Source organism: Amycolatopsis sp. NPDC003865, assembly GCF_053605345.1.
Map to the genome: position 1 here is coordinate 96527 of NZ_JBSGJA010000004.1, position 25365 is coordinate 121891.

A 25365-nucleotide genomic window follows, 5' to 3' on the forward strand; every position below is an offset into this window, starting at 1 on the left:
GGAGCCCCGGCGGGCCGCCGGACGCGCCCCCTCATCGGCGCGCCTTAGCACATCGTTCGAGGCCTCAGCAACCTCACGGACCACACCGGCCCCGGAAGTACCAAGGCCCGCGTCAGCGTTCGAGGAAGCCGCTGAGTCCCCCTTTCGGGTCGGACCAGCGCTCGACGACGGTCTCCACACTTCCGGGTGATTCTCCGGACCGCAGGGCGGCGAGCAACCGCTCACAGTGGTCTCGATCACCCTCCGCTATGACCTCGACACGCCCGTCGGACATGTTGCGGGCGCTGCCCACCAGCCCCAGCTCGAGCGCCCGGCTCCGGGTCCACCAGCGGAAACCGACCCCCTGGACGCGCCCCCGGACCCACGCCGTCAACCGCGTGTTCGTTTGTTCCTCACTCACGCTTTCATCCTTTCCGGACTCTTCGACTGCGCACAGTGATCGCGCAGGCCCACTACCTGGGCGAATGCGGCACCGACGGTGATAGCCTCGCCGCCGAGGTCGTCCTCCCGGGTTCCCCCGCCCGAGGAGGCAGTGATCGATTCACGGCCTCGCCCCGCGCCTCTCCCGAACCCCCGAGGAGCCTGCAATGCCCCGCCCCGACGGGACCGCTTCGAGTTCGCACGTGACCAGGATCGACACCGCCCCGCCGAAGAGCAGCAAACCGAACCGCACCGGGTACGTCGTGCTCGGGGTGGCCGGACTGGTGGTCGCGACCGCGTTCGCCGCGGTCGCCGAGCTCGCCGGCCCGGACCCGGCCAGCACCGCGGGCAGCACCGGCGGCACCGGTGGCCAGGGCACCTCGCAGGCCGGCCTGCAGACGGTGCCGAACACCCCGTCGTCGGCGGGCCCGTCGACGGTGGGCGCACCGACGAGCGAATCGGCGACGACGTCGTCGAGCGCGCCGACCACGGTGGTGTCGGTCAGCCCGGACGGCAAGACGACCACCACGGTCGTCACCCACGCCGACCCGCCCCCGCCGCCGCGCAGCGACACGGGCGGCAACCCGCCGCCGGTGTCCCAGCCGCCGTCGAGCCCGAAGCCGCCGACGACGACCAAGACGACGACCTCGACGCCGCCCAGCACGTCGGAAGACCCGACGCCCCCGACCACCACGACCACGGGCGGCAGTTCGAGCACCGGCGGTGCGCCGTCGCCGAGCACGACCGGCTCCCCGACCGCGAGCGGAAGCACCACCCGCGCGCAGTGAGGAAGCTCCCGAAGGCCACCGCCACGGCGGTGGCCTTCGGCGTTTCTAGGCCAGGATCGCGGCGACGACCGCGTCGCGGACGAACGTCCCGTAGCGCTCCGGTGGCCAGCCGCGCTCCAGGCACAGCAGCTCGTACTGCTCCGGCCCGTGGTAGGCCCACAGGACGTCGCGGACGTCGTCGGCGCTCAGCCCCGGCTTGACCTGCCCGGTGGCCAGCAAGTCGGCCGAGAAGTACGTCATCGCCGTCAGCATCTCGCCGCGCATCTGCGCCCACACCTCGGCCGCCGCCGGGTCGGCCGCCGCCGCGTCGCGGGCCAGCAGCTGGACCGGGAACACCACCGGCGCGCTCGCCGTGAGGTGCTCGAAGTACATCGCGATCTTGCGGGCGGCGGCCGGCTCGGCCTGGATCGCCGCGATGAAGTCGCGGCCGGCGATCGGGACGTCCTCGTCGTCGCCCGCCACCGTCACGTCGAAGACCGCCTTGAGCAGCGTCGCCTTGTTCGCGAACGCCTTGTAGACCGTCTGCACCGCGACGCCGGCCGCCTTCGCCACCTCGGGCATCGCCGTGCCCGCGTACCCCTTCTCCCGGAAGAGCCCCGACGCCGCCGCCAGGATCCGCCGGCGGTTCTCGCGCGCCTGCTCCTGACGTCGCGACGTGTCGTAACGGCGCTTGACAGGCTCAGCCATTTAGGTAGAGACTCCTCTATCAAATAGACGTCCATCTATCATGACACCCTGAGGGGGCGCTGACCATGATGGGACAAGCCACCACCGACGCCGTGACCGCCGCGCGGGAGCTCGCGCCCGAGCTGAGCGCGCGGGCCGTCGAAGCCGAACGGCTGCAGACGCTGCCGCGCGACCTCGTCGAGCGGGCGCGGGAAGCCGGGCTCTTCCGCCTGGCGACGCCGCGCGCCCTCGGCGGGCAGGAGCTGCCGCCCGCCGAGCTCGTCGAAGTCGTCGAGGAGCTGTCCCGCGCCGACGGGTCCGCGGGCTGGACGATCACCATCGGCAACGGCTCGGCGTTCCTCGCCTGGCTCGACCCGGCCGTCGCCGCGGAGCTCGTCGCCGGCACCCCGGACCCGATCGGCGGCGGCGTCTTCGCGCCCATGGGCAAGCTCACCCCCGACGGCGCCGGGAAGTTCACGCTGGCCGGCCGGTGGGGGTTCTGCAGCGGCAGCCCGCACACCGACCTGTTCTTCAACGGCGGCTTCGCCGGCGGCGACCCGCGGGACTGGCGGCTCGCCGCGGTCCCGGCCGCCGACGTGCGGGTGGTCGAGAACTGGGACGTCAGCGGCCTGCGCGGCACCGGCAGCCACGACGTCGAGATCGACACCGTCGTGCGCGAAGAGCACACGATCTCGCCGTTCACGAACCCGGCGCGCCACGACGGGCCGCTGTGGCGGTTCCCCTTCTTCACCTTCGTCGGCACGCTGATGGCGGGCGTCCCGCTCGGCATCGCCCGGCGCGCGCTGGACGAGTTCACCGGGTTCGCACCGGTCAAGTTCCGCCCGCCGGGCCCGGGCCCGATCGCCGAGGACGGCGACGTCCAGGTGGCCCTGACCCGGGCCGAAGGGGAGCTGCGGTCGGCGCGCGCGTTCGTCTTCGACGCGCTCGGCGCGCTGTGGGAGACGGCGTGCGCGGGCGACGTGCCGGACGCGGCTCGGCGCGGCCAGTTCCTGCTGTCGACCCAGCAGGCGATGCGGGCGGCGCTGAGCGCGGTGAACACGGTGACGGGCCTCGCCGGCGCGGGCGCTCTGCACGCCGACCAGCCGGTCCAGCGCTGCTTCCGCGACCTCCACGCGGCGTCCCAGCACATCTACTTCTCCGCGGCGGCGTCGAAGCGGTACGCCAAGCTGCGGTTCGGGATCGAGCAGCCGACCTTCTGGTTCTAGCGGCGGCGGAGCCGGTGGGCGAACAGTGCCCACAGGTACACCGTCAGCAGGGCGCCGGCGCCGGCCGCCGCGACGCGCAGCCACAGCACGTCGCCGACGTCCTCGGCGAACGCCGTGACGAGCAAGCCGAGGGCGCCGAACGTCGCTCCCACCGCGAGCGTCAGCACGATCACCGGCGGGATGCGCTCACCGCCGTGCAGCCACGTTTTCGTCCCGTCCATGACCTGGGGTTACCCAGCCGGTCAGACCTCGAAGCGGTACCCCATCCCCGGTTCGGTGAGCAGGTGCCGGGGCCGCGACGGCTCCGGCTCCAGCTTGCGCCGCAGCTGCGCCAGGTAGACCCGCAGGTAGTGGGACTCCGTCTCGTACGACGGCCCCCACACCTCGTGCAGCAGCTGCTTCTGCGCCACCAGCCGGCCGCGGTTGCGGACCAGCAGCTCCAGCACGCCCCACTCCGTCTTCGTCAGGTGGACCTCCACGCCGTCGTGGCGGCGGACCTTCTTCGCCGCCAGGTCCACGCTGAACGACGAGGTGTCCACCACCGCGTCCGCGCCGTCCGCGCCGGTCACCGCCGACCGGCGGACCGCCGCCCGCAGGCGGGCCAGCAGCTCGTCCATGCCGAACGGCTTCGTGACGTAGTCGTCCGCGCCCGCGTCGAGGGCCTGGACCTTGTCCGCCGAGTCGCCGCGCGCCGACAGCACGATGATCGGGACCGTCGTCCAGCCGCGCAGGCCCGCGATCACCTCGGTGCCGTCGAGGTCCGGCAGGCCGAGGTCGAGCACGACGACGTCCGGCTTGGTCTCGGCGACCGCCTTGAGCGCGGCGGTGCCGTCGTGGGCGGTGATCACCTTGTAGCCGCGGGCGTTGAGGTTGATCCGCAGTGCCCGCACGATCTGCGGCTCGTCGTCCACCACCAGCACGGTGGCGCCCGGGTCGCTCATCGCACCCCCTCTTCTTCGAACTCGACGCTGAACGCGGGCAGCGAGACCACGATCGTGAGGCCGCCGCCCGGGGTGTCCTCGGCGCGGATCGTGCCCCCCATCGCCTCGGTGAAGCCCTTGGCGACCGACAGCCCGAGCCCGACGCCGGGCGTGGCGTCGCGGTCGCCGCCCAGGCGCTGGAACGGCGCGAACGCCGAGTCCGCGCCCCCCTTCCGCAGGCCCTTGCCGTGGTCGACGATCCGCAGCTCCACCTGGCCGGAGTGCGCCGACGCCCGCGCGGACACCGGGCCACCACCGTGGCGCAGGGCGTTGTCCAGGACGTTGGCCACCACCCGCTCCAGCAGGCCGGGGTCGGCGAGCACGGCCGGGAGCTGGTCGTCCACCGCCACCCGCACCGCGGCCGAGCCGTCCACAGTGGACAGTGCGTGCGCGACGACCTCGTCGTAGCCGACCGGGCGCAGGTGCGGCTTCACCGCGCCGGTGGCCAGGCGCGACGAATCCAGCAGGTTGTCGATCAGCCCGGCCAGCCGGTCGGCCGACAGCTCGATGGCCTCCATCAGCTCCGAGGTGTCCTCTTCGGACAGTTCGAGGTCGGGCGCGCGCAGGCTGCCGATGGACGCCTTGATCGACGTCAGCGGCGTCCGGAGGTCGTGGCCGACGGCCGAGAGCAGCGTCGTGCGCAGCTCGGTCGCCTCCGCTTTGCGCTCGGCGCGGGCCGCGGCGGCCGCCGTCCGCTGCTGGCGCAGGGCGAGCAGCGCCTGCCCGGCCACGGCTTCCAGGACCCGCCGGTCGGCCGCGGGCAGCGTCCGGCCGCGCAGGGTCAGGTGCACGTCCGCGGTGACGGCGATGTCGACGTCGGCCTCGTCCGGGTCGGCGCACGGGCGCTCCCCCGCGCACGCCACCGCCCGCCACTCGCCTTCCTGCTTCTCCAGCAACGTGACCGACGTCAGCGCGAAGTTCTCCCGCACCTTCTCCAGCAGCCGCTCGATCGGGTTCGCGTGGGTCAGCACGGTCCGCGCGTAGGAGGCGAGCAACGCCGCCTCGGTCCGCGCCCGCGCCGCCTGCGTGGCCCGGCGCGCCGCCTGGTCGACGACCAGCGCGACGAGCACCGCGACCACGACCATCGCGATCAGGGTCACCAGGTTCTGCGGGGTGTGCACGTTCAGCGTGTACAGCGGCGGCGTGAAGAAGAAGTTGAGCAGCCCGGCGCCCAGCACGGCCGCGACCAGCGCCGGGCCGAGACCGCCGACCAGCGCCACGACGACGGTGGCCAGCACGTAGGAGATGACGTCGGTGGCGAAGTCGAGCCCGGCCGGGACGAAGAAGCCGACGACGGTCACCAGTACCGGCAGCGCGACGCTGAGCACCCAGCCCGCGACCAGCCGCGAGAACCCCAGCGGGCTCGCGCCGAGCCGGGCCCGCAGCCGCCCGCCCGCCTCGGCGTGGGTCACCATGTGCACGTCGATCGGGCCCGAGCGCTGGACGACCGACGCCCCGATGCCCTCGTCGAACAGCCGCGCCACACGGGAGCGCCGCGAGGTGCCGATGACGAGCTGGGTCGCGTTGACCCCGCGGGCGAAGTCCAGCAGCGCGGCCGGGACGTCGTCGCCGACGACGGTGTGGAAGGTCGCCCCGACCTCTTCGGCCAGCGTCCGGCAGCGGGCCATCGCGGTCGGGCCGATGCCGGAGAGGCCGTCACCGCGCAGGATGTGCAGCACCTGCAGCTCGGCGCCGGCCCGGGTGGCGATCCGGCTGGCGCGGCGGATCAGCGTCTCGCTCTCCGGGCCGCCGGTGATGGAGACGACGACGCGTTCGCGGGCCTCCCAGGTGTCGGTGATCCGCTGTTCGGCGCGGTAACGCTGCAGGGCCACGTCGACCTGGTCGGCCACCCAGAGCAGGGCCAGCTCGCGCAACGCCGTCAGGTTGCCCGGGCGGAAGTAGTTGCCGAGCGCGGCGTCGATCCGCTCGGCCGGGTAGACGTTGCCGTGCGCGAGCCGCCGCCGCAGCGCCTCGGGCGTGATGTCGACCAGCTCGAGCTGTTCGGCACGGCGGACGACCTCGTCCGGCACGGTCTCCTGCTGGGTGACGCCGGTGATCCGCTCGACGACGTCGTTGAGGCTCTGCAGGTGCTGCACGTTGACCGTGGACAGCACGTCGATCCCGGCTTCCAGGAGTTCCTCGACGTCCTGCCAGCGCTTGGCGTTGCGCGAGCCCGGCACGTTCGTGTGGGCCAGCTCGTCGACGACGGCGACCTCGGGCGCGCGGGCCAGGATGGCGTCGACGTCCATCTCGTCGAACTCGCGGCCGCGGTGGCCGGCGTGGCGCCGCGGGACGGTTTCGAGGCCGGCCAGCAGCTGCGCGGTCTTCTCGCGGCCGTGCGTCTCGACCAGCCCGACGACGACGTCGGTGCCGCGGTCGAGGCGCCGGCGCGCTTCGCCGAGCATGGCGAAGGTCTTGCCGACGCCCGGAGCCGCGCCGAGGTAGATCCTCAGCTCCCCCCGGCGCGGCTTGTTCTCGGTGGTCACGCTGTCAGTGTGCCCCTCCGGCCGCGGCTTGCACGGCCAAGTTGAGCGGGAGCACATCCACGCCGGGGACCCCGATCCCGGCACCGGAGGTGTTCGCCTCGATCAGCTGCTTCACCTCGTCGAGCGGCAGGCCCGTGTTCTTCGCGACCCGCGCGGCCTGGAGGTCGGCGTAGGCCACGCTGATCGCCGGGTCGAGGCCCGAGCCCGACGCCGTCACCGCGTCCGGCGGTACCTGGTCGGGTGACACGCCTTCGCGCTTCGCGATGAGGTCCCGCCGTTCCCCGATGGTCTTCACGAGGTCCTCGTTGTACGGGCCCTTGTTGGACGCGCCGGACGTCGACGGGTCGCCGGGGCCGAGCGCGTCCTTCGCGAGCGCCGAGGGCCGGGTGTGGAACCACGGGTCGTGCGCGGGGTCGGCGGGCACCGGGTCGACGCCGATGAGCGACGACCCGGTCGCCTGGCCGTTCCGCGTGACGACCGAACCCTCGGCGTTGCCTTCGAGGCCGGGGATGCGGGCGACGGCCCAGACGGCCAGCGGGTAGAGGATGCCGAGCAGGACGGTCAGCACGATGAGGACGCGCAGCCCGGCCCAGGTCTGCTTGACGAGCGTGTTCACTTCGGTTCACCCGATTCCAGGGATGAGGCGCACGAGCAGGTCGATCAGCCAGATCCCGAGGAAGGGGCTGACGATCCCGCCGAGGCCGTAGACGAGCAGGTTGCGGCGCAGCAGGGCCGAGGCCGACGACGGCTTGTACCGCACGCCGCGCAGGGCCAGCGGGATGAGCACGACGATGATCAGCGCGTTGAAGATGACGGCCGACAGGATCGCCGACTTCGGCGTGGCCAGGTGCATGATGTTGAGCGCGCCGAGCTGGGCGAAGATGCCGGTGAACATCGCGGGCAGGATCGCGAAGTACTTGGCCAGGTCGTTGGCGACGCTGAACGTGGTCAGCGCGCCGCGGGTGATCAGCAGCTGCTTGCCGATCTCGACGATCTCGATCAGCTTCGTGGGGTCGCTGTCGAGGTCGACCATGTTCCCGGCTTCCTTCGCGGCCGAGGTGCCGGTGTTCATCGCGACGCCGACGTCGGCCTGCGCGAGCGCGGGGGCGTCGTTGGTGCCGTCGCCGGTCATCGCGACCAGGCGCCCGCCCTCCTGCTCCTTCTTGATGAGCGCCATCTTGTCTTCGGGCTTGGCTTCGGCGAGGAAGTCGTCGACGCCGGCGTCCGCGGCGATGGCCTTCGCGGTGAGCGGGTTGTCACCGGTGATCACCACCGTCTTGATGCCCATCGCCCGCAGCTCTTCGAAACGCTCCTTCATGCCCGGCTTGACGACGTCGGACAGCCGGATCACGCCGCGCACCACGGTGTCTTCCGCGACCACCAGCGGCGTGCCGCCCTGGGCGCTGATCTCGTCGACGACGCGCTCGGTCTCGTCGGGGAACTCGCCGCCGTTGTCGCGCACCCACGCGCGGACGGCGCTCGCCGCGCCCTTGCGGATCCGGCGGTTCCCGATGTCGAGGCCGCTCATCCGAGTCTGGGCGGTGAAGGGGACGAACTCGCCGTGCTCGTCCCGGTCCGCGTAGGCCTCGGTCAGCTCGACGACGCTGCGGCCTTCGGGCGTTTCGTCGGCGAGGCTGGCCAGGCGCGCGGCGCGGGCCAGTTCGTCCGGTGTGGACGATCCGACCGGGATCAGCTCGGTCGCGCGGCGGTTGCCGAAGGTGATCGTGCCGGTCTTGTCGAGCAGCAGCGTCGAGACGTCGCCGGCGGCTTCGACCGCGCGGCCGCTGGTCGCGAGGACGTTGCGCTGCACCAGGCGGTCCATGCCCGCGATGCCGATGGCGCTCAGCAGGGCGCCGATCGTCGTCGGGATCAGGCAGACCAGCAGCGCGGTCAGCACGATCACCGACTGCTCGGACCCGGAGTAGCGGGCCATCGGCTGCAGCGCGACGACGGCGAGCAGGAAGATGACCGTCAACGTCGAGAGCAGGATGGTCAGCGCGATCTCGTTCGGCGTCTTCTGCCGGGAAGCGCCTTCCACCAACGCGATCATCCGGTCCACGAAGGACTCACCCGGCTTGGTCGTGATCTTCACGACGATCCGGTCGGACAGCACCGTCGTGCCGCCGGTGACGGCGCTGCGGTCGCCACCGGACTCGCGGATGACCGGCGCGGACTCGCCGGTGATGGCCGACTCGTCGACGGTCGCGATGCCCTCGACGACGTCACCGTCCCCCGGGATCACCTGGCCCGCCTCGACGACGACCAGGTCGCCGATCTTCAGCTCGACCCCGGGCACCTGCTCTTCCCCATTTGAAGTGAGCCGGCGGGCGACGGTTTCCTTCTTCGACCGCCGCAGGGATTCCGCCTGCGCCTTGCCGCGCCCTTCGGCGACGGCTTCGGCGAGGTTGGCGAACAAGACCGTGAACCACAGCCAGACGGCGATCAGGATCGTGAAGACGCTCGGGTCGGTGACCGCGAAGACGGTGGTGAGCGCGGAGCCCACCCACACCACGAACATCACGGGGTTGCCGAGCTGGCGCTTCGGGTTGAGCTTCCGGAACGCGTCCGGCAGCGACGTCCAGAGCTGGCGGGGGCTGAACACCCCGGCGCCGACCCGGCCGGCGGGTTCGGGGGAAGTCACCTGGGGTCGTTCTTCGGTGACGGTCATGCGAGTGCCTCCGCGATGGGCCCGAGCGCGAGCGCCGGGATGAACGTGAGGGCCGCGACGAGCACCACCGTGCCGGTGAGCATGGTGGCGAACAGCGGCCCGGTGGTGGGCAGGGTGCCGGCCGTTTCGGGCACCTTGCGTTGCGCGGCCAGGGATCCGGCCAGGCAGAGCACGGCGAGGATCGGCACGAACCGGCCGATCGCCATGGCGACGCCGAACGAGGACTGGAACCAGTCGCTGGTCGCGGTCAGTCCGCCGAACGCGCTGCCGTTGTTGTTGCCGGTGGACGCGTAGCCGTAGAGGACTTCGGACAGGCCGTGCGCGCCGCCGTTGCCGAGCGCGCCCGCGGTGTCCGGCAGGAGCAGGGCGATGCCGGAGCCCAGGAGCACCACGGTCGGCATGGCGAGCATGGCGATCGCCGCCGCCGTGACTTCGCGCTTGCCGAGCTTCTTGCCCAGGTACTCGGGGGTGCGGCCGACCATCAGGCCGGCCAGGAACATCGCGATGATCGCCAGGACGAGGATCCCGTAGAGGCCGGTACCGACACCGCCGGGCGAGATCTCGCCGTAGAGCATGTTCAGCAGCGGGCCCCCGCCGCCGAGGCCGGACAGGCTGTCGTGAGCGCCGTTGACCGCGCCGGTCGACGTGCCGGTGGTGGTGTCGGCGAAGATCGACGTCAGGCCGATGCCGAACCGCTGTTCCTTGCCTTCCATGCTCGCGCCCGCGGCCAGCGCGGCCGGGTTGTTCGCGTTGGCTTCGGAGAACCAGATGATGGCCAGCGAAGCCGCCCACAGCAGGCCCATCACGCCGAGCAGGACGTACCCCTGCTTCGGCTTGCCGACGAGCTTCCCGAACGCGCGGGTCAGGCTGACCGGGATCACCAGGATCAGGAACAGCTCGATCAGGTTCGTCCAGGCGTTCGGGTTCTCGAACGGGTGCGCGGAGTTGGCGTTGAGGATGCCGCCGCCGTTGGTGCCCAGCTCCTTGATGGCCTCCTGGCTCGCCGCCGGGGCCAGGGCGATGGTGCTCTGGCTGCCGTCCGGGTTGGTGACGGCGATGCCGGCCTTGAGGCTCTGCACGACGCCGAGCGCCACGAGCACGATCGCGAAGACGAACGCCATCGGCAACAGGACGCGGACCGTGCCGCGCGTCAGGTCCACCCAGAAGTTGCCGAGGCGGTCGGTCTTCGCGCGGACGAACCCGCGCGTCACCGCGATCGCCACGGCGAGGCCGACGCCCGCCGACAGGAAGTTCTGCACGGTCAGCCCGGCCATCTGCACGAAGTGGCCCATCGTCGTCTCGGGGACGTAGGACTGCCAGTTCGTGTTGGTGACGAACGAGATCGCCGTGTTGAACGCGACCCCGGGGCTCACCGCGCCGCGGCCGAGGTTCCACGGCAGCAGCGGCTGCAGGCGCTGCAGCAGGTACAGCAGGACGACCGAGACGAACGAGAAGCCGAGCACGCCCGCGGCGTAGGTCGGCCACCGCTGCTCGGAGTCCGGGTCGACGCGGAAGAGCTTGTAGAGGCCCTTTTCGAGCTTCAGGTGCTTCTCGGTGGAGAAGACGCGCGCCAGGTAGTCGCCGAGCGGTTTGTAGACCGCAGCGAGGGCGGCGAGGAGGAGGCCGAGCTGGATGAGCCCGGCCGTCGTGTCGGACATCAGAATTTCTCCGGCTTGATCAGCGCGACGAAGAGGTAGACGAGGAGGCCGAGCGCCAGCAGTCCGCCGACGACGTTGGCCACGGTCCCGGCGCCGCTCACAGCTTCTCCAGCCCGCGCAGCGCCAGCGCGAGCACCACGAACACGCCGATCAGCAGGACGGCGTAGAGCAAGTCGGCCACAGGCACCTCTCAAGACGGGTCACCGGGTTCGGTGACCGGACGCGTTCACTCTGCGGCTCGGGGACCTCGTCCCGACCTGCGGCTGACGGCGCCTTGATGCCTTCCTGACACGCATTTACGCCGTCTTTATGGCTGGTGGCGGCCATCACGCAAACGTTTGCCGATTAATCACGCAATGCAGTTGGTTAGTGACTCGCGACACAACGTGTGACGGAACAAGTGCGGAACGTGCAATTCGGGCAGACAAGATCTACAGCCCGTGTTACACCTGTGTTACCGATAGTTGTATCGGCTAAGCAAATCCTTGGGAGAGGGGATCACCTATGTGCGGTATCGCCGGCTGGGTTTCCTACGACGCCGACCTCACCCGCCGCCAGGAAGTGGTCGACGCGATGACCGCGACCATGTCCTGCCGCGGCCCGGACGACGAGGGCACCTGGGTGCGCCGCAACGTCGCGCTCGGCCACCGGCGGCTGGCCATCATCGACCTGCCCGGCGGCCGGCAGCCGATGTCGGTGCACACGCCGAACGGCGACGTCGCGATGGTCTACAGCGGTGAGGCCTACAACTTCACCGAGCTGAAGGAAGAGCTGACGAAGCTCGGCCACCGGTGGGAGACCGACAGCGACACCGAGGTCGTGCTGCACGGCTACCTGCAGTGGGGCGACGCGGTCGTCGACCACCTCAACGGCATGTACGCCTTCGCGATCTGGGACGAGCGCGACGACCGGCTCGTCATGATCCGCGACCGGATGGGCATCAAGCCGTTCTACTACTACCCCACCCGCGACGGGGTGCTGTTCGGCTCCGAGCCGAAGGCCATCCTCGCGAACCCCCTCGCGAAGAAGGTCGTCGACCTCGACGGCTTCCGCGAGCTGGCCGGCTTCACCAAGCGGCCGGGCTGGTCGCTGTGGAAGGACATGGAAGAGGTCCAGCCGGGCACGATCGTCACGGTGTCCCGCGAGGGCATCAAGACCCGCACCTACTGGAAGCTGGACGCGAAGAAGCACACCGACGACCAGGAGACGACGGTCGCCCGCGTGCGCGAGCTGATGACCGACATCGTCAACCGCCAGCTCGTCGCGGACGTCCCGCGGTGCGTGCTGCTTTCGGGCGGGCTCGACTCGAGCGCCGTCACCGGGCTCGCCGCCGCGCGGCTGGCCGAGCAGGGCGAGCAGCTGCGGACGTTCTCGGTCGACTTCTTCGGCCAGGAAGAGAACTTCAAGCCGGACGAGATGCGCGACACCGCGGACTCGCCGTTCGTGCGGGACGTCGCTTCCCTGGTGAACTCGGCGCACGAAGACGTCATGCTCAACCCGGCCGACCTGACCGACCCCGAGGTCCGGCGCGCGGTGCTGCGGGCCCGCGACATCCCGGCCGGGCTCGGCGACATGGACACGTCGCTCTACCTGCTGTTCAAGGCGATCCGCGGCCAGTCGACGGTGGCGCTGTCGGGCGAGTCGGCCGACGAGGTGTTCGGCGGCTACCGCTGGTTCCACGACGAGAAGGCCGTCAACGCCGACACGTTCCCGTGGCTGGCGTTCCGCACGTCGATGATGGACGAGCGGGCGTCGCTGTACACCCCGGAGCTGGTGAAGAACCTCGACGTCGAGTCCTACGTCGCGGACCAGTACAAGACGGCGGTCGCGGCGGTGGACCACCTCGACGGCGAGTCTTCGCAGGAGGCGCGGATGCGGACCATCTGCAACCTCCACCTGACCCGGTTCGTGCGGATGCTGCTCGACCGCAAGGACCGCGCGTCGATGGCGGTGGGCCTGGAGGTCCGCGTGCCGTTCTGCGACCACCGGCTGGTCGAGTACGTCTACAACACGCCGTGGTCGCTGAAGACGTTCGACGGCCGCGAGAAGAGCCTCCTGCGGCACGCGACCAAGCACGTGCTGCCGGAATCGGTGGCCCAGCGGGTGAAGAGCCCGTACCCGTCGACGCAGGACCCGGGCTACGCGGCGGCGTTGCAGCAGCAGGTGAAGGAGGTGCTGGCCGAACCTCGCCACCAGGTGTTCGACCTGGTGGACCGGGCGTGGGCGCACCGGGCGTCCGAAGTGGACTCGGCGACCATGGACCCGGCCATGCGCATCGGCCTGGACCGGGTGCTCGACCTGTACCACTGGATCGAGATGTACTCCCCGACGCTCGAGCTGTCTTGACCTCGAGTGCCCTTGAGGTGTGAGCCTGGGCGGCATGAAGGTGCTGCTGTTCGGCCGCAACCCGGCCACGGTCTCAAGGGTGACGGCGGCGCTGTCCGCGGCGGGTCTCGCCGCGGACGGCGTCGTTTCGGAGGAGTCGGTGCTGTCCCGGCTCGGGGTGGTGGACGCGCTGGTGCTGGAGGCGGGGGTGGTGGGTTCGGTGCGGGAGCGGGTGACGGCCGCCGCGGTCCGGCACGGGGTCGTGTGGGTGCAGGGGCCGCACATCCTGCCTTCGCGGGACGCGCTGGAGTACGTGCGGACGGAGGTCCTGCCGCGGCTGGTTCAGCGCCGGATCTCCGCCAGCTTCACCGGACGCCGTTCGCGCCGCGAAACTTCGCACGCCTCCGCGATGTAGAACGCCTCCAAGGCGTCGGCCGCGACGCACGGCGACGGCGCCCGGCCCGCGACCACGTCCAGGAACGCCTTCAGCTCCGTCGTGTACGCCGGGCGGAACCTCTCCATGAAGCCCGGGTACGCCGGCCCCGGCAGCGGGGCCACCCCCGGCTCCACCGAGCGCAGCGGCGCCCGGTCGTCCAAGCCCACGACGACCCCCGAGACCGAGCCCAGCACGTCCAAGCGCACGTCGTAGCCCGCGCCGTTGTAGCGGGTCAGGGACACCGTCGCCAGCGTCCCGTCGTCGAGGGTGAGCGTCGCCGCCGCCGTGTCGACGTCGCCCGCGTCCGCGAAGAAACGCTCGCCGCGGTTCGCGCCGATCGCGTACACCTCCTCGACCTCGCGGCCGCTCACCCAGCGGATGATGTCGAAGTCGTGCACGCCGCAGTCGCGGAACAGCCCGCCCGAGTGGGCGACGTACTCCGCCGGCGGGGGCGCCGGGTCGAACGTCGTCGCGCGCAGCGTGTGCAGCCAGCCCAGCTCGCCCGACGCGACCGCCGCCCGGGCCGCCGCGTACCCCGCGTCGAACCGGCGCTGGAAGCCGATCTGGACGGCGACGTCCGAGGCGCCGATGCGGTCGATGACGGCCAGCGTGCCGGGGATGTCCGCGGCCACCGGCTTCTCGCAGAACACCGGGACGCCCGCGTCGACCGCCGCGATGATCAGGCCGGGGTGCGCGTCGGTGGCGGCCGTGACGACCACGCCGTCCAGCCCCGCGTCGAACAGCCCGTCGAGGGACACCGGCTCGACACCGAGCTTCGCCGCGGCGGACGCGGCGCGCGCGGGGTCGACGTCGGCCACGACGACCGACTCGACCTCCTCGAAGCCCTTCAGCGTCTCCGCGTGCGCGGTGCCGATCCGGCCGGTGCCCGCCAGTCCCAACCTCATCGTGGTGCTCCTCCTGTCGCAGAAAACCCGGCGGTGGTCGCCCGGACCACCAGGGACGGGTGCAGCAGGTGCCGGACCGGCTCCGTGCGCTCCCCGCGGACACGCTCGATCAGTGCTTCGAACGCCAGCCGGCCCATTTCGGTGCGCGGCTGGTCCACTGTGGTCAGTGAGAGGTGCCGCAGCGCGGCCAGCGACGTGTTGTCGTAGCCGACGACCGAGACGTCCTCCGGCACGCGCAGGCCGGCCTCTTCGAGCGCCGAAATGGCGCCGACCGCGTTGAAGTCGTTGCCCGCCACCAGGCCCGTCGGCAGCTCGGCGCGCGAGTACGTCGCCAGCAGCTCCCGGACGGACTTCTCGCCCGCCGTGTCGGTGTGCTCGCTGCGCACCACGATCGGGTCGAGGCCGTGCCGCCGCATCGCCGCCTGGAACCCGCGGCGGCGCTGGGCCGCGCCCGCCGCGCCGCCGCCGTCGAGGTGCGCGATGCGGCGATGGCCGAGCCCGACCAGGTGGTCGACGGCCAGCGCGGAACCCGCTTCGCCGTCGTCGTTCACGGTGTCCACTGTGGACGACCGGATCGTCCGCGAGACCAGCACGACCGGGCACTGCTTGGCCGCGGTCTGGATCGACGCGGCCGGAACCACCGGCGAAAGCAGGATGATCCCCGCCGGCCGGAAGGACAGCAGGTTGTGCAGGGCGTTCCACTCGCGCGTGGGACTGCGGCCGCCGGTGTTGAGGATCAGGTCGAAGCCCGCGGCCTGCGCGGCCGCGTCCAAGCCCTCGACGACGTCGGCGAAGAACGCGTTGCGCAGGTCGTTCACCATCACGCCGAGCACCGTGGACGTCCGGCTGGCCAGCGACCGCGCCATCACGTGCGGCTGGTAGCCGAGTTCCTCAGCCGCGCGCAGCACCGCCGCGCGCCGGGCGTCGGAGACCTTCGGCGAATTCCGCATCACCAAGGACACGAGCGCGCGGGAAACGCCCGCCCGCGCGGCGACGTCCTCCATCGTCGGACGCACGCGGCACCTCCCCTGATCACCGGAAACTCGGGCCTTGACTTGCTGTGACGAACGCTACAAGATTAGAGCGCTCTAATCAATAGAGCGCTCCAACGGACCACCGGAGGCCCCTTGTGTCAGCGACGATCCGAGTAGCCGCCGCGCCGATCTCCTGGGGTGTCTGCGAAGTCCCGGGCTGGGGCCGGGTGCTGGACGCGGCGACCGTGCTCGGCGAAATGGCGGAACTCGGCGTCCAGGCCACCGAGCTGGGCCCGCCCGGGTACCTCCCGCGCGAGCCCGCCGAACTGCGCGAGCTGCTCGGGCGGTACGGCCTGACGCTCGTCGGCGGCTTCCTCGCCGTCGTCCTCCACGCCGATCGGGAGAAGGCGCTCGAGGAAGCCGAAGAGTCCGCCGCGCTGTTCGCCGCGTGCGGCGGCGACGTCCTCGTGCTCGCCGCCGCGACCGGCCTCGACGGTTACGACGACCGTCCGAAGCTGACCGACGCCGAATGGGCGACGCTCGTCGGGACCGCGGGCGAGATCCGCGGCATCGCCGCCGCCCACGGTCTGCGCACGGTGCTGCACCCGCACGTCGGGACGCACGTGGAGCAGCGGGCCGAGGTCGAACGGTTCCTCGCCGACTCCGATCTCGGCTTGTGCCTCGACACCGGGCACCTGATGATCGGCGGGACGGATCCGGTCGAGCTGGCGCAGCGGTATCCCGAACGGGTGGGGCACGTGCATCTCAAGGACGTCCGAGAAGACCTGGCGGCCGAGGTCCGCGCGGGACGGCTCGGCTACACCGACGCGGTCGGGCGGGGCATCTACACCCCGCTCGGCGAGGGGGACGTGGACGTGGCGGCGATGGTGCGCTCCGTCCAGGCGGCGGGCTACGACGGCTGGTACGTCCTCGAACAGGACACCGCCCTCGGCGGCTCGAGTCCCGACGACCTACCCCGGCGGGACACCGGGCGCAGCCTGGCCCACCTCGCGAAGATCCTCGACTCCCACTGAATCCCTGGTCCCAAAGGAGTGACTGTGTTCTCTGTCAAGAAGCTGGCCGGTGTGGCGGCGATCGCCGCCGCCGGGCTGGTCCTGTCCGCGTGCAGCGGCCCGAGCGCCGACAACTCGTCCAGCAGCAGCCCGAGCTCGCAGGCCGCGGCGCCGAGCACCGGCGGGCCGCTGAAGGTCGCCGTCGTCACGCACGGCACCTCCGGTGACGCCTTCTGGAACGTCGTGAAGAACGGCGCCGAGCAGGCGGGCAAGGACCTGAACGTCGGCGTCGACTACTTCGCCGACGGCGACCCCGGCAACCAGGCCCGGCTGATCGACAACGCGGTCGCGCAGAAGGTCGGCGGCCTGGTCGTCTCGATGGCGAACCCGCAGGCCCTGCAGACCTCGATCCAGAACGCGGTCAAGGCCGGCATCCCGGTCGTCACCATCAACTCCGGCGAAGACTTCAGCGCCCAGTTCGGCGCGATCGCGCACGTCGGGCAGAGCGAGGGCCTGGCGGGCCAGGGCGCGGGCCAGCGGCTCAAGGCGACGGGCAAGACGAAGCTGCTGTGCGTCATCCACGAGGCCGGCAACATCGGCCAGAACCAGCGCTGCGACGGCGCGAAGCAGACGTTCGGCAACGTCACCACGCTGCAGGTCGACATCTCCAACCCGACCGACGCGCAGGCCCGCATCCGCGGCGCGCTGCAGTCCGACCCGGCGATCGACGCGGTGCTGGCGCTGAACTCGCAGGTCGCGGCCCGCGCGGTCGACGCGGCCAAGGAAGCGAGCTCGAAGGCGCAGGTCGCGACGTTCGACCTCAACGCCGACGTCGTCGCGGCCATCAAGGCGGGCACCATCCTCTTCGCCGTCGACCAGCAGCAGTACGAGCAGGGCTACCTGCCGATCGTGTTCCTCAAGCTGTACAAGGAGAACGGCAACACCATCGGCGGTGGCAAGCCCGTGCAGACCGGCCCCGGCTTCGTCGACAAGACCAACATCGACACGGTGGCCCCGTACGCGCAGCGCGGCACGCGATGACCGCAGCCATCCAGGCCCAACCCGACGAGCGCGTCGCCAAGAAAGGGCTGGTCGACCGCCTGGTCGTCCGCCCCGAGATCGGCGCGCTCCTCGGCGCGGTGCTGGTCTTCGTCTTCTTCTCCGTCGTCACCGGCCAGTTCCTCAGCCCGCTCGGGGTGGCGACCTGGCTCGACGACTCCTCGACCCTGGGCATCATGGCCGTCGTGGTCGCGCTGCTCATGGTCGGCGGCGAGTTCGACCTCTCGGCCGGGGTCATGACGGCGTCGACGTCGCTGGTCACGGCCATCCTGGCGACGCAGGCGGGCTGGAACGTCTGGCTCGCGCTGGGAGTCTCGCTGGCCTTCGCCCTCGGCGTCGGCGCGTTCAACGGCTGGCTGGTGATGAAGACCGGCCTGCCCAGCTTCATCGTCACGCTGGGATCGTTCCTCGCCCTGCAGGGGCTCAACCTCGGCGTGACGCGCTGGGTGACCAACACCGTCCAGGTGTCGGGCATGCGCTCCACCAGCGGCTACGAGTCGGCCGGCGGGTTGTTCGCGTCCACGTTCAGCATCGGCGGCACGGAGTTCCAGTCGTCGATCGTCTGGTGGGTCATCGTCACCGCGATCGCCGCGTGGCTGCTCGTGCGCACGCGGTTCGGCAACTGGATCTTCGCGGTCGGCGGGTCGCAGGTGTCGGCCCGCTCGGTCGGCGTGCCGGTGGTGCGCACGAAGATCCTGCTGTTCATGGGCACCGCGCTCGGCGCGTGGCTGGTCGGCTCGATCAACATCCTGCGGTTCGCCAGCGTCCAGGCCAACCAGGGCATCGGGCTGGAGTTCCAGTACATCATCGCGGCGGTGATCGGCGGGTGCCTGCTCACCGGCGGGTTCGGCTCGGCGGTGGGCGCGGCGATCGGCGCGCTGATCTTCGGCATGGCGCGCCAGGGCATCGTGTTCGCGCAGTGGAACAGCGACTGGTTCATGCTGTTCCTCGGCATCATGCTGCTGGCCGCGGTCCTGGTGAACAACGCCTTCCGGCGGCGCGCGGAAAGGGTACGCCGATGACCTTGCTCGAAGTCCGCGACATCGGGAAGACCTACGGCAGCGTGATCGCGCTGCGCGAGGTGTCCACTGTGGTCAACGCGGGCGAGGTGACCTGCGTGCTCGGCGACAACGGAGCCGGGAAGTCCACGCTGATCAAGATCCTGGCCGGCGTGCACCAGCACGACCGCGGCGAGTTCCTCGTGGAGGGCGAGCCGGTGCGGTTCGCTTCGCCGCGTGAGGCGCTCGACCGCGGCATCGCGACGGTGTACCAGGACCTCGCGGTGGTGCCGCTGATGAGCGTCTGGCGGAACTTCTTCCTCGGTTCCGAGCCGACGACGGGGTTCGGCCCGTTCCGGATGCTCGACCGGAAGAAGGGCCGCGAGACGACCAAGAAGGCGTTGTCCGACATGGGCATCGACCTGCGGGACGTCGAGCAGCCGGTCGGGACGCTCTCCGGCGGCGAACGCCAGTGCGTCGCGATCGCGCGGGCGGTGTACTTCGGCGCGAAGGTGCTGATCCTCGACGAGCCGACGGCCGCCCTCGGTGTCAAGCAGGCCGGGGTGGTGCTCAAGTACGTCGCCCAGGCTCGCGATCGCGGGCTCGGCGTCGTGCTGATCACGCACAACCCCCACCACGCCTACCCGGTGGCCGACCGGTTCCTGCTGCTCAAGCGCGGTGCCGCGCTCGGGTCGTACGAGAAGGAGGACATCGATATCAACGAGCTGACCCGGCAGATGGCGGGCGGTGCGGAACTGGACGCCCTCGAACACGAACTGCGGCAGGTGGAGAAGGCGTGAGTCTCGAAGCGCTGACGATCGGCCGGGTGGGTGTCGACCTCTACCCGGAGCAGAGCGGCGTGCCGCTGGCCGGTGTCAGCACGTTCGCGAAGTCGCTCGGCGGGACCGCGACCAACGTCGCGGTCGCCGCCGCGCGGCTCGGCCGGCGCACGGCCGTCCTCACCAAGGTCGGCCCGGACGGCTTCGGCGACTACGTCCGGCAGGCCCTGGAAGGCTTCGGGGTGTCCTCGGCGCACGTCGGCACGTCGCCGGATCTCCAGACGCCGGTGGTGTTCTGCGAGCTGAACCCGCCCGCGGACCCGCCGCTGCTGTTCTACCGCTCCCCCCTCGCTCCCGACCTCACGCTGACCGACGAGGACGTGCCGTGGGACGTCGTCGAATCCGTGCCGCTGTTGTGGGTCACCGGTACCGGGGTCTCCGCCGAGCCGGCGCGAACCACCCAGCGGAAGATCCTCGAAGCCCGCGGCCGCCGGGCGCACACCGTCCTGGACCTCGACTACCGGCCGATGTTCTGGCCGTCGGCCGAGCGGGCGCGGGAAGAGATCGGCGGGCTGCTCGACCACGTCACGGTCGCGGTCGGCAACCGCGCCGAGGTCGAGGTCGCCGTCGGCACCGCGGAGCCCGACACCGCCGCCGACCGGCTGCTGGAACGCGGCCTGCGCCTGGCCGTGATCAAGAAGGGCGCGGACGGGGTGCTGGTGGCGACACCGGAGGGCCGGTCGACCGTGCCGCCGCGGCGCGTCGAGGTCGTCTGCGGGCTCGGCGCCGGCGACGGTTTCGGCGGCGCGCTGATCCACGGGCTGCTGTCGGGCTGGGACCCGGTGCGCACCGCCGAGTACGCGAACGCGGCGGGCGCGCTGGTGGCGTCCCGCCTGGCCTGCGCCGACGCCATGCCGACCGCGGCCGAGATCGAGGGGCTGCTGTGATCCTCACCGACGAGCGCTGGCGGGAGCTGCTGCACGTCCGCGCGACCAACCCGGGTGCGGTCCGGCAGGCGTACGCGACCCGCAAACGGCGTCCGCACCTGCTGTCCGACTCCGGCACGCTGTTCCTGGTCGCGGCCGACCACCCGGCCCGCGGGGCGCTGGGCGTCGGCGACGACCCCCTGGCGATGGCCGACCGCCGGACGCTGCTCGAGCGGCTGCTCGTCGCGCTGGCCAACCCCGCGGTCGACGGCATCCTCGGCACGCCCGACGTCGTCGAGGAGCTGCTCCTGCTCGGCGCGCTGCACGACAAGGTCGTGTTCGGCTCGATGAACCGCGGCGGCCTCGCCGGCGCGGACTGGGAGATCGACGACCGGTTCACCGGCTACGACGCCCGCACCCTCGTCGACTGCGGCCTCGACGGCGGCAAGATGCTGCTGCGGCTCGTCGACTCCGACCCCGGCACGATCCCGACGTTGCAGGCCTGCGCCGACGCCGTCACCGAACTGGCCGCGTACGGCCTGGTCGCGATGGTCGAGCCGCTCCCCTACACCCGCGTCGACGGGAAACTGGCGCTGCGCGCGGACCCGGTGTCCCTGGCGCGGGCGGTCACCGTGGCGTCCGGGCTCGGCACGACGTCGGCACACACCTGGCTCAAGCTGCCCTCGACCGACTCGGCCGAGGTCCTCGGCGCGACGACGCTGCCGGTGGTCGTGCTCGGCGGCGTGCCCTCCGGTGACCCGGGCGCCGATCTGGCGTCGTGGGGCCGGACGTTGCGCCACGACGTCGTGCGCGGCCTGGTCGTGGGCCGCACCCTGCTCTACCCGCCGGACGGTGACGTCGCCGCCGCGGTGGAAGCCGCCGCGAAGGTTCTGGAGGCCGCGAAGTGAGCAAGCTGCACCGTCCACTGGGGACGCTGTCCGACGACGCCGACCCGGTCCGGCTGACCCCGGACAGCGCGGGCTGGACCTACACCGGGTTGCGGGTGCTGTCCCTGGCCCCCGGCGAGGTCCGGGTCCTGCACACCGGCGAGTTCGAGGCCTTCGTCCTGCCCCTGTCCGGCTCGGCGACCGTCCGGGTCGACGGGCAGGTCTTCGAGCTGCGTGGCCGTTCTTCGGTCTTCGCGCGGGTCACGGACTTCGCGTACGTTCCCCGGGAGGCCGAAGTCGAGTTGTCGACAAAGGACGGTCTGGAGGTCGCGGTGCCGATGGCGCGCTGCACCCGGCGGCTCGCCCCGCGCTACGGACCGGCCGAAGAAGTCCCGGTCGAGGTGCGCGGCGCCGGGCAGGCGACGCGGCAGGTGACCAACTTCGGGGTGCCCGGGGTGTGGGACCACGCCGACAAGCTCAATGCGTGCGAGCTGATCACGCCGGGCGGGAACTGGTCGTCGTACCCGCCCCACAAGCACGACGAAGCGACCGAGTGCGAGGTCGTCAACGAGGAGATCTACTACTTCCGCATCGCCGGCCGCGACGGCGTGACGCCGTCGCGCGAAGGTTTCGGCCTGCACCGGACGTACACGGCCGACGGCGACCTGGACGAGGACGTGGCCGTGCGCGACCACGACGTGTTCCTGATCCCGCGCGGCTACCACGGGCCGTGCGTGGCCGCGCCCGGCTACCAGATGTACTACCTGAACGTCCTGGCCGGGCCCGCCGGCGAACGTTCGATGGCCTTCTGCGACGACCCCGCGCACGGCTGGGTCCGCGACACCTGGGCGGCGCAGGACCTCGACCCGCGCTGCCCCGTCACGAGTCACGAAGGGCGTGTCCGGTGAAGCTGACGACGGCTCAGGCGCTGGTCCGCTGGCTCCTCGCCCAGCGCTCGGAAACCCTCGACGGCGCGGAAGTCCCGCTCTTCCCCGGGGTCTTCGCGATCTTCGGGCACGGGAACGTGCTCGGGCTCGGGACCGCGTTGGAGGAACACCGCGGCGAGCTGCCGGTCTGGCGCGGGCACACCGAGCAGGGCATGGCGCTGGCCGCGGTCGGCTACGCGAAGGCCACGCACCGGCGGCAGGTCGGGGTCGTGACGTCGTCGATCGGGCCGGGCGCGCTGAACATGGTCACCGCCGCCGGGGTCGCGCACGCGAACCGGCTGCCGGTGCTGCTGCTGCCGGGCGACACGTTCACCGGCCGCGCACCGGACCCGGTGCTGCAGCAGATCGAGCCGTTCGGCGACGCGACCGCGACCGTCAACGACGCTTTTCGCGCGGTGTCGCGCTACTTCGACCGGATCACCCGGCCCGAGCAGCTGATCTCGACGTTGCCGCAGGTCGCGCGGGTGCTCACGGATCCGGCGGAGGCCGGCCCGGTGACCCTGGCGCTGCCGCAGGACGTGCAGGCGGAGACGTACGACTTCCCGGACGCGTTGTTCGCGCCGGTGACGCACCGGCCGCCGCGCCCGCGTCCGGACCGGCGTTCGGTCACCGAGGCGGCGGGTGTCCTGCGGGCTTCCCGGCGTCCCCTGCTGGTGCTCGGCGGGGGCGTCCGGTACTCCGGCGCCGGAGAGCGCGCGCTCGCATTCGCCGAGCGGCACGGGATCCCGGTCGTCGAGACCACCGCGGGACGCACGCTGGTGCCGCACTCGCACCCGCTGCACGCGGGACCGCTGGGCATCACCGGCTCGTCTTCGGCGAACGCCGTCGCGGCCGCGGCCGACGTGGTGTTCGCGGTCGGGACGCGGCTGCAGGACTTCACGACGGCGTCGTGGACGGTCTTCTCCCCCGACGTCCGCTTGGTGACGCTGAACGCGGCCCGGTTCGACGCGGTGAAGCACGGCGCGCTGTCCGTGGTCGGCGACGCCGACGCGGGGCTGGCGGATCTGGCCGCGCAGCTGGAGAGCTGGCGGGTCGACCCGGAGTGGACCTCGCGGGCTTCCGGCGAGCGGGCGGCGTGGGACGCGCACATCGACAAGCTGCGCTCGTCCGCTTCGGAGGTGCCTTCGTACGCGCAGGTCGTCGGGGTGGTGAACGACGTGTCGGCGCCGGACGACTACGTCATGACGGCATCGGGCGGGCTGCCGGGCGAGCTGATCGGCGGCTGGCGCGGCTCGGGTTCGCTGTCGATGGACGTCGAGTACGGGTTCTCGTGCATGGGCTACGAGCTGTCGGGTGCCTGGGGCGCGGCGATCGCCTGGCCGGGTCTGGTGACAACGCTGCTGGGCGACGGCTCGTACCTGATGCTGAACTCGGAGCTGTTTTCGGCGGCCTTCGCGGGCCACCCGTTCGTGGCGGTGGTGTGCGACAACGACGGTTACGCGGTGATCGCACGGCTTCAGGAGGGTCAGGGCGGAAAGCCGTTCAACAACTTCTACGCCGACTGCACGACTTCGCACGCATCGCCACCACGAGTGGACTTCGCGCGGCACGCGGAATCGTTGGGGTGCCTGGTCTTCGAGGCATCCACAGTGGACTCACTGCGGACGGCTTACGGTGCGGCACGCGAAGCTGCGGTAGCCGAGCGACGGCCGGCGGTGGTCGTGGTGAAGACGCAGCCATCGGCGTGGACCGAGGCCGGTGCGTGGTGGGAGATCGGGGTGCCGGAGCACCTCGCCGGGCGGGATGGCTACGAGCGAGGGAAGGGCGAGCAGGTGCGGTACTTCGGGTCCTGACCGGCGCCGCGGGGGCGCCCCCCGTTTTCCACTCTACCGGAGGGCACCGACATTTCCGGCCGCCGCACGGACCCGCGGCCGCAGCGTGAACCCGCTCGGCTTGAGCGTCAACGACTCGACGATCTTCAGCTCATAAGATGGGTCGATCTCGAAGTCATAGCGCTGCAGCACCATCCCCAACGCCAGCACGGCTTCGTGCAGCGCGAACTGCCGTCCGATGCACGCCCGCTCGCCCGTCCCGAACGGCTTGTACGCCTGCGCCGGCCGCTTCTTCACCGCGGCGGGCTCGAAGCGGTCCGGGTCGAACCGCTCCGGATCCGGCCACACCTCGGGATCGCGGTGCACCAGCGGAAGCGGCACGATCACCCAGTCCCCCTTCCGCATCCGGTACTTCCCGCCCAGCACGACGTCTTCACGCGCCTCACGCGAGTAGCCGGGCGCGGTCGGCCACAACCGCATCGCCTCGTCGAGACAGCGGCGCACGTACCGCAGCTTCGCGACCTCCGCGAACGCCGGCTCGCGGTCGCCCCACACCGCGTCGACCTCCGCGCGTGCCTTCGCCAGCAGGTCCGGGTGGCGCGTCAGGTAGTACAACGCGAACGACAGCGCGCCGGACGTCGTCTCGTGGCCCGCGACGACGAACGTGATGGCCTGGTTGCGGATGTTCACCGGGTCGAGCCGCTCCCCGGTCACCGGGTGGCCTTCGGTGAGCATCAGCTCCAGCAGGTTGTCCGAGCCGGCGCGAGCCTCGATGACCTCGTCGACCAGGTTCGTCATGGTCGCGATGTCGGCCCGGTTCTGCTCGGACGTCCCGCCGAACGCGCGTCGCACGAACGGGAGCTTGACGTTCTGCAGCTGCGCGTACCGCAACGCGCGGGTCATCGCCGTCACGAACGGGTGCGGCTCGGCGCGCTCGAACGAGCCGAACCGGTAGCCGAAGCCGGCGCGGCCGATCGTCTCCAGCGTCAGGCGGGTCATGTCGGCGGCGACGTCGACCGGGCCGTCCGCCGCGTCCCAGGCCGCCGTCAGCTCGCGGGTGACCTCCAGCATCACCGGGTGGTAGCGGCGCATCGCCCCGGCGGAGAACGCGGGCTGCAGGATGTCGTGGGCCAGCCGCCAGTTCGGCTCGTGGGTGTGCGCGGTGAACAGCCCGTCGCCGGCGAGCGCGCGGAGGTTCTCGATGCCCAGGCCGACGTGCTTGCCGAACTTCGTCTCGTCGTTCAGTTCCGCGACCAGGCCGGCACCGCCCACGAAGACGATTTCGAAGCCGAAGATCTTGCGCGTGAAGATCGGGCCCACGCGCCGCCCGATGCGCAGGGTGTCCTGCAGAGGCGTGCGCGGGTTGGCGCCGATCAGGTCGCCGATCACCGGCAGGCGGCCCGGCCGGTGCGGAATCCCGGTGGTGTCCACGGCAAGCCCCTCTATTGAACC

24 protein-coding genes are annotated in these 25365 nt (G+C 71.5%); 12 read left to right on the forward strand and 12 right to left on the reverse strand.

Going from position 1 to position 25365, the window contains the following annotated elements; all coding sequences use genetic code 11:
• Positions 1-112: 112 nt before the first annotated feature.
• Entirely contained in the window at positions 113-400 is a 288-nt protein-coding gene (locus ACWEVP_RS12040; RefSeq protein WP_452062571.1) for an acylphosphatase, read from the reverse strand.
• Positions 401-623: 223 nt separating this feature from the next.
• Here ACWEVP_RS12040 and ACWEVP_RS12045 point away from each other — a divergent pair, with 223 nt between their 5' ends.
• Positions 624-1208 carry a hypothetical protein gene (locus ACWEVP_RS12045; RefSeq protein WP_452062572.1) on the forward strand — a complete coding sequence of 195 codons (585 nt, stop codon included), beginning with the start codon at positions 624-626 and terminating at the stop codon, positions 1206-1208.
• A 45-nt stretch (positions 1209-1253) separates the two neighbouring features.
• Here the strand turns inward: ACWEVP_RS12045 and ACWEVP_RS12050 are convergent, their stop codons facing one another.
• Positions 1254-1895 (reverse strand): TetR/AcrR family transcriptional regulator, encoded by a 642-nt coding sequence (locus ACWEVP_RS12050; RefSeq protein ID WP_452062573.1) that lies wholly within the window; start codon positions 1893-1895, stop codon positions 1254-1256.
• 65 nt (positions 1896-1960) lie between these two features.
• On the opposite strand from ACWEVP_RS12050, the gene ACWEVP_RS12055 reads away from it, so the two are divergent.
• Positions 1961-3100 carry an acyl-CoA dehydrogenase family protein gene (locus tag ACWEVP_RS12055; protein WP_452062574.1) on the forward strand — a complete coding sequence of 380 codons (1140 nt, stop codon included), beginning with the start codon at positions 1961-1963 and terminating at the stop codon, positions 3098-3100.
• On the opposite strand, the gene ACWEVP_RS12060 is transcribed toward ACWEVP_RS12055, so the two are convergent.
• From ACWEVP_RS12060 to kdpF, 7 genes are read right to left on the reverse strand one after another with little or no spacing between them, the layout of a single operon-like run.
• Positions 3097-3321: a hypothetical protein gene (locus ACWEVP_RS12060; RefSeq protein WP_452062575.1), complete on the reverse strand. Its 225-nt coding sequence runs from the start codon at positions 3319-3321 to the stop codon at positions 3097-3099. The genes ACWEVP_RS12055 and ACWEVP_RS12060 overlap by 4 nt on opposite strands.
• A 21-nt stretch (positions 3322-3342) precedes the next feature.
• Positions 3343-4041 carry a response regulator gene (locus ACWEVP_RS12065; protein WP_436389544.1) on the reverse strand — a complete coding sequence of 233 codons (699 nt, stop codon included), beginning with the start codon at positions 4039-4041 and terminating at the stop codon, positions 3343-3345.
• Positions 4038-6566 carry a DUF4118 domain-containing protein gene (locus ACWEVP_RS12070; RefSeq protein ID WP_452062576.1) on the reverse strand — a complete coding sequence of 843 codons (2529 nt, stop codon included), beginning with the start codon at positions 6564-6566 and terminating at the stop codon, positions 4038-4040. Before ACWEVP_RS12070 ends, ACWEVP_RS12065 begins: the two co-directional genes overlap by 4 nt.
• Positions 6567-6570: 4 nt before the next feature.
• Positions 6571-7182: a potassium-transporting ATPase subunit C gene (locus ACWEVP_RS12075; protein ID WP_452062577.1), complete on the reverse strand. Its 612-nt coding sequence runs from the start codon at positions 7180-7182 to the stop codon at positions 6571-6573.
• A gap of 6 nt (positions 7183-7188) precedes the next feature.
• Positions 7189-9234: a potassium-transporting ATPase subunit KdpB gene (gene kdpB, locus ACWEVP_RS12080; protein ID WP_452062578.1), complete on the reverse strand. Its 2046-nt coding sequence runs from the start codon at positions 9232-9234 to the stop codon at positions 7189-7191.
• Positions 9231-10892 (reverse strand): potassium-transporting ATPase subunit KdpA, encoded by a 1662-nt coding sequence (gene kdpA, locus ACWEVP_RS12085; RefSeq protein WP_452062579.1) that lies wholly within the window; start codon positions 10890-10892, stop codon positions 9231-9233. The genes kdpB and kdpA overlap by 4 nt, the downstream gene beginning before the upstream one ends.
• Positions 10892-10993: a K(+)-transporting ATPase subunit F gene (gene kdpF / locus ACWEVP_RS12090; protein ID WP_155545259.1), complete on the reverse strand. Its 102-nt coding sequence runs from the start codon at positions 10991-10993 to the stop codon at positions 10892-10894. The genes kdpA and kdpF overlap by 1 nt, the downstream gene beginning before the upstream one ends.
• Positions 10994-11396: 403 nt before the next feature.
• Between kdpF and asnB the strand changes: the two genes are divergently transcribed.
• Both asnB and ACWEVP_RS12100 read left to right on the forward strand, forming a co-directional pair.
• Positions 11397-13238 carry an asparagine synthase (glutamine-hydrolyzing) gene (gene asnB, locus ACWEVP_RS12095; RefSeq protein WP_452062580.1) on the forward strand — a complete coding sequence of 614 codons (1842 nt, stop codon included), beginning with the start codon at positions 11397-11399 and terminating at the stop codon, positions 13236-13238.
• Positions 13239-13272: 34 nt separating this feature from the next.
• Entirely contained in the window at positions 13273-13632 is a 360-nt protein-coding gene (locus tag ACWEVP_RS12100; protein WP_452062581.1) for a hypothetical protein, read from the forward strand.
• Here ACWEVP_RS12100 and ACWEVP_RS12105 read toward each other — a convergent pair.
• Both ACWEVP_RS12105 and ACWEVP_RS12110 read right to left on the reverse strand, forming a co-directional pair.
• A complete protein-coding gene (locus tag ACWEVP_RS12105) occupies positions 13560-14558 on the reverse strand; it encodes a Gfo/Idh/MocA family protein (RefSeq protein WP_452062582.1) in 999 nt (332 codons plus the stop codon). The two genes, ACWEVP_RS12100 and ACWEVP_RS12105, sit on opposite strands and share 73 nt — an antisense overlap.
• Entirely contained in the window at positions 14555-15562 is a 1008-nt protein-coding gene (locus ACWEVP_RS12110; RefSeq protein ID WP_452062933.1) for a LacI family DNA-binding transcriptional regulator, read from the reverse strand. The genes ACWEVP_RS12105 and ACWEVP_RS12110 overlap by 4 nt, the downstream gene beginning before the upstream one ends.
• Before the next feature lie 125 nt (positions 15563-15687).
• On the opposite strand from ACWEVP_RS12110, the gene ACWEVP_RS12115 reads away from it, so the two are divergent.
• The 8 genes from ACWEVP_RS12115 to iolD are packed head-to-tail and all read left to right on the forward strand — an operon-like array spanning position 15688 to position 23934.
• Positions 15688-16566, forward strand: a complete 879-nt coding sequence (locus ACWEVP_RS12115; RefSeq protein WP_452062583.1) for a TIM barrel protein — start codon at positions 15688-15690, stop codon at positions 16564-16566.
• 24 nt (positions 16567-16590) lie between these two features.
• Complete coding sequence (locus ACWEVP_RS12120; protein ID WP_452062584.1) at positions 16591-17586, forward strand: sugar ABC transporter substrate-binding protein; 996 nt, start codon at positions 16591-16593, stop codon at positions 17584-17586.
• Positions 17583-18626 carry an ABC transporter permease gene (locus ACWEVP_RS12125; RefSeq protein WP_452062585.1) on the forward strand — a complete coding sequence of 348 codons (1044 nt, stop codon included), beginning with the start codon at positions 17583-17585 and terminating at the stop codon, positions 18624-18626. The genes ACWEVP_RS12120 and ACWEVP_RS12125 overlap by 4 nt, the downstream gene beginning before the upstream one ends.
• The gene (locus ACWEVP_RS12130) at positions 18623-19402 is read left to right on the forward strand and encodes an ATP-binding cassette domain-containing protein (RefSeq protein ID WP_452062586.1); all 780 of its coding nucleotides are present in this window, start codon (positions 18623-18625) and stop codon (positions 19400-19402) included. Before ACWEVP_RS12125 ends, ACWEVP_RS12130 begins: the two co-directional genes overlap by 4 nt.
• On the forward strand, positions 19399-20328 hold the full coding sequence (gene iolC / locus ACWEVP_RS12135; protein WP_452062587.1) for a 5-dehydro-2-deoxygluconokinase: 930 nt from the start codon (positions 19399-19401) through the stop codon (positions 20326-20328). The genes ACWEVP_RS12130 and iolC overlap by 4 nt, the downstream gene beginning before the upstream one ends.
• The gene (locus ACWEVP_RS12140; protein ID WP_452062588.1) at positions 20325-21215 is read left to right on the forward strand and encodes a Cgl0159 family (beta/alpha)8-fold protein; all 891 of its coding nucleotides are present in this window, start codon (positions 20325-20327) and stop codon (positions 21213-21215) included. The genes iolC and ACWEVP_RS12140 overlap by 4 nt, the downstream gene beginning before the upstream one ends.
• Positions 21212-22102: a 5-deoxy-glucuronate isomerase gene (iolB, locus tag ACWEVP_RS12145; RefSeq protein ID WP_452062589.1), complete on the forward strand. Its 891-nt coding sequence runs from the start codon at positions 21212-21214 to the stop codon at positions 22100-22102. Before ACWEVP_RS12140 ends, iolB begins: the two co-directional genes overlap by 4 nt.
• Positions 22099-23934 carry a 3D-(3,5/4)-trihydroxycyclohexane-1,2-dione acylhydrolase (decyclizing) gene (iolD, locus tag ACWEVP_RS12150; protein ID WP_452062590.1) on the forward strand — a complete coding sequence of 612 codons (1836 nt, stop codon included), beginning with the start codon at positions 22099-22101 and terminating at the stop codon, positions 23932-23934. Before iolB ends, iolD begins: the two co-directional genes overlap by 4 nt.
• A 33-nt stretch (positions 23935-23967) precedes the next feature.
• Here iolD and ACWEVP_RS12155 read toward each other — a convergent pair whose 3' ends face one another.
• Positions 23968-25344: a cytochrome P450 gene (locus tag ACWEVP_RS12155; protein WP_452062591.1), complete on the reverse strand. Its 1377-nt coding sequence runs from the start codon at positions 25342-25344 to the stop codon at positions 23968-23970.
• Positions 25345-25365 lie beyond the last annotated feature (21 nt).

Coding starts and splice junctions, on each gene's coding strand:
- kdpB (WP_452062578.1), bottom strand. CDS start 9,234: ATGACCGTCACCGAAGAACGACCCCAGGTGACTTCCCCCGAACCCGCC.
- ACWEVP_RS12105 (WP_452062582.1), bottom strand. CDS start 14,558: ATGAGGTTGGGACTGGCGGGCACCGGCCGGATCGGCACCGCGCACGCG.
- kdpA (WP_452062579.1), bottom strand. CDS start 10,892: ATGTCCGACACGACGGCCGGGCTCATCCAGCTCGGCCTCCTCCTCGCC.
- ACWEVP_RS12055 (WP_452062574.1), top strand. CDS start 1,961: ATGATGGGACAAGCCACCACCGACGCCGTGACCGCCGCGCGGGAGCTC.
- asnB (WP_452062580.1), top strand. CDS start 11,397: ATGTGCGGTATCGCCGGCTGGGTTTCCTACGACGCCGACCTCACCCGC.
- ACWEVP_RS12110 (WP_452062933.1), bottom strand. CDS start 15,562: ATGGAGGACGTCGCCGCGCGGGCGGGCGTTTCCCGCGCGCTCGTGTCC.
- ACWEVP_RS12130 (WP_452062586.1), top strand. CDS start 18,623: ATGACCTTGCTCGAAGTCCGCGACATCGGGAAGACCTACGGCAGCGTG.
- ACWEVP_RS12065 (WP_436389544.1), bottom strand. CDS start 4,041: ATGAGCGACCCGGGCGCCACCGTGCTGGTGGTGGACGACGAGCCGCAG.
- ACWEVP_RS12125 (WP_452062585.1), top strand. CDS start 17,583: ATGACCGCAGCCATCCAGGCCCAACCCGACGAGCGCGTCGCCAAGAAA.
- ACWEVP_RS12050 (WP_452062573.1), bottom strand. CDS start 1,895: ATGGCTGAGCCTGTCAAGCGCCGTTACGACACGTCGCGACGTCAGGAG.
- ACWEVP_RS12060 (WP_452062575.1), bottom strand. CDS start 3,321: ATGGACGGGACGAAAACGTGGCTGCACGGCGGTGAGCGCATCCCGCCG.
- ACWEVP_RS12100 (WP_452062581.1), top strand. CDS start 13,273: ATGAAGGTGCTGCTGTTCGGCCGCAACCCGGCCACGGTCTCAAGGGTG.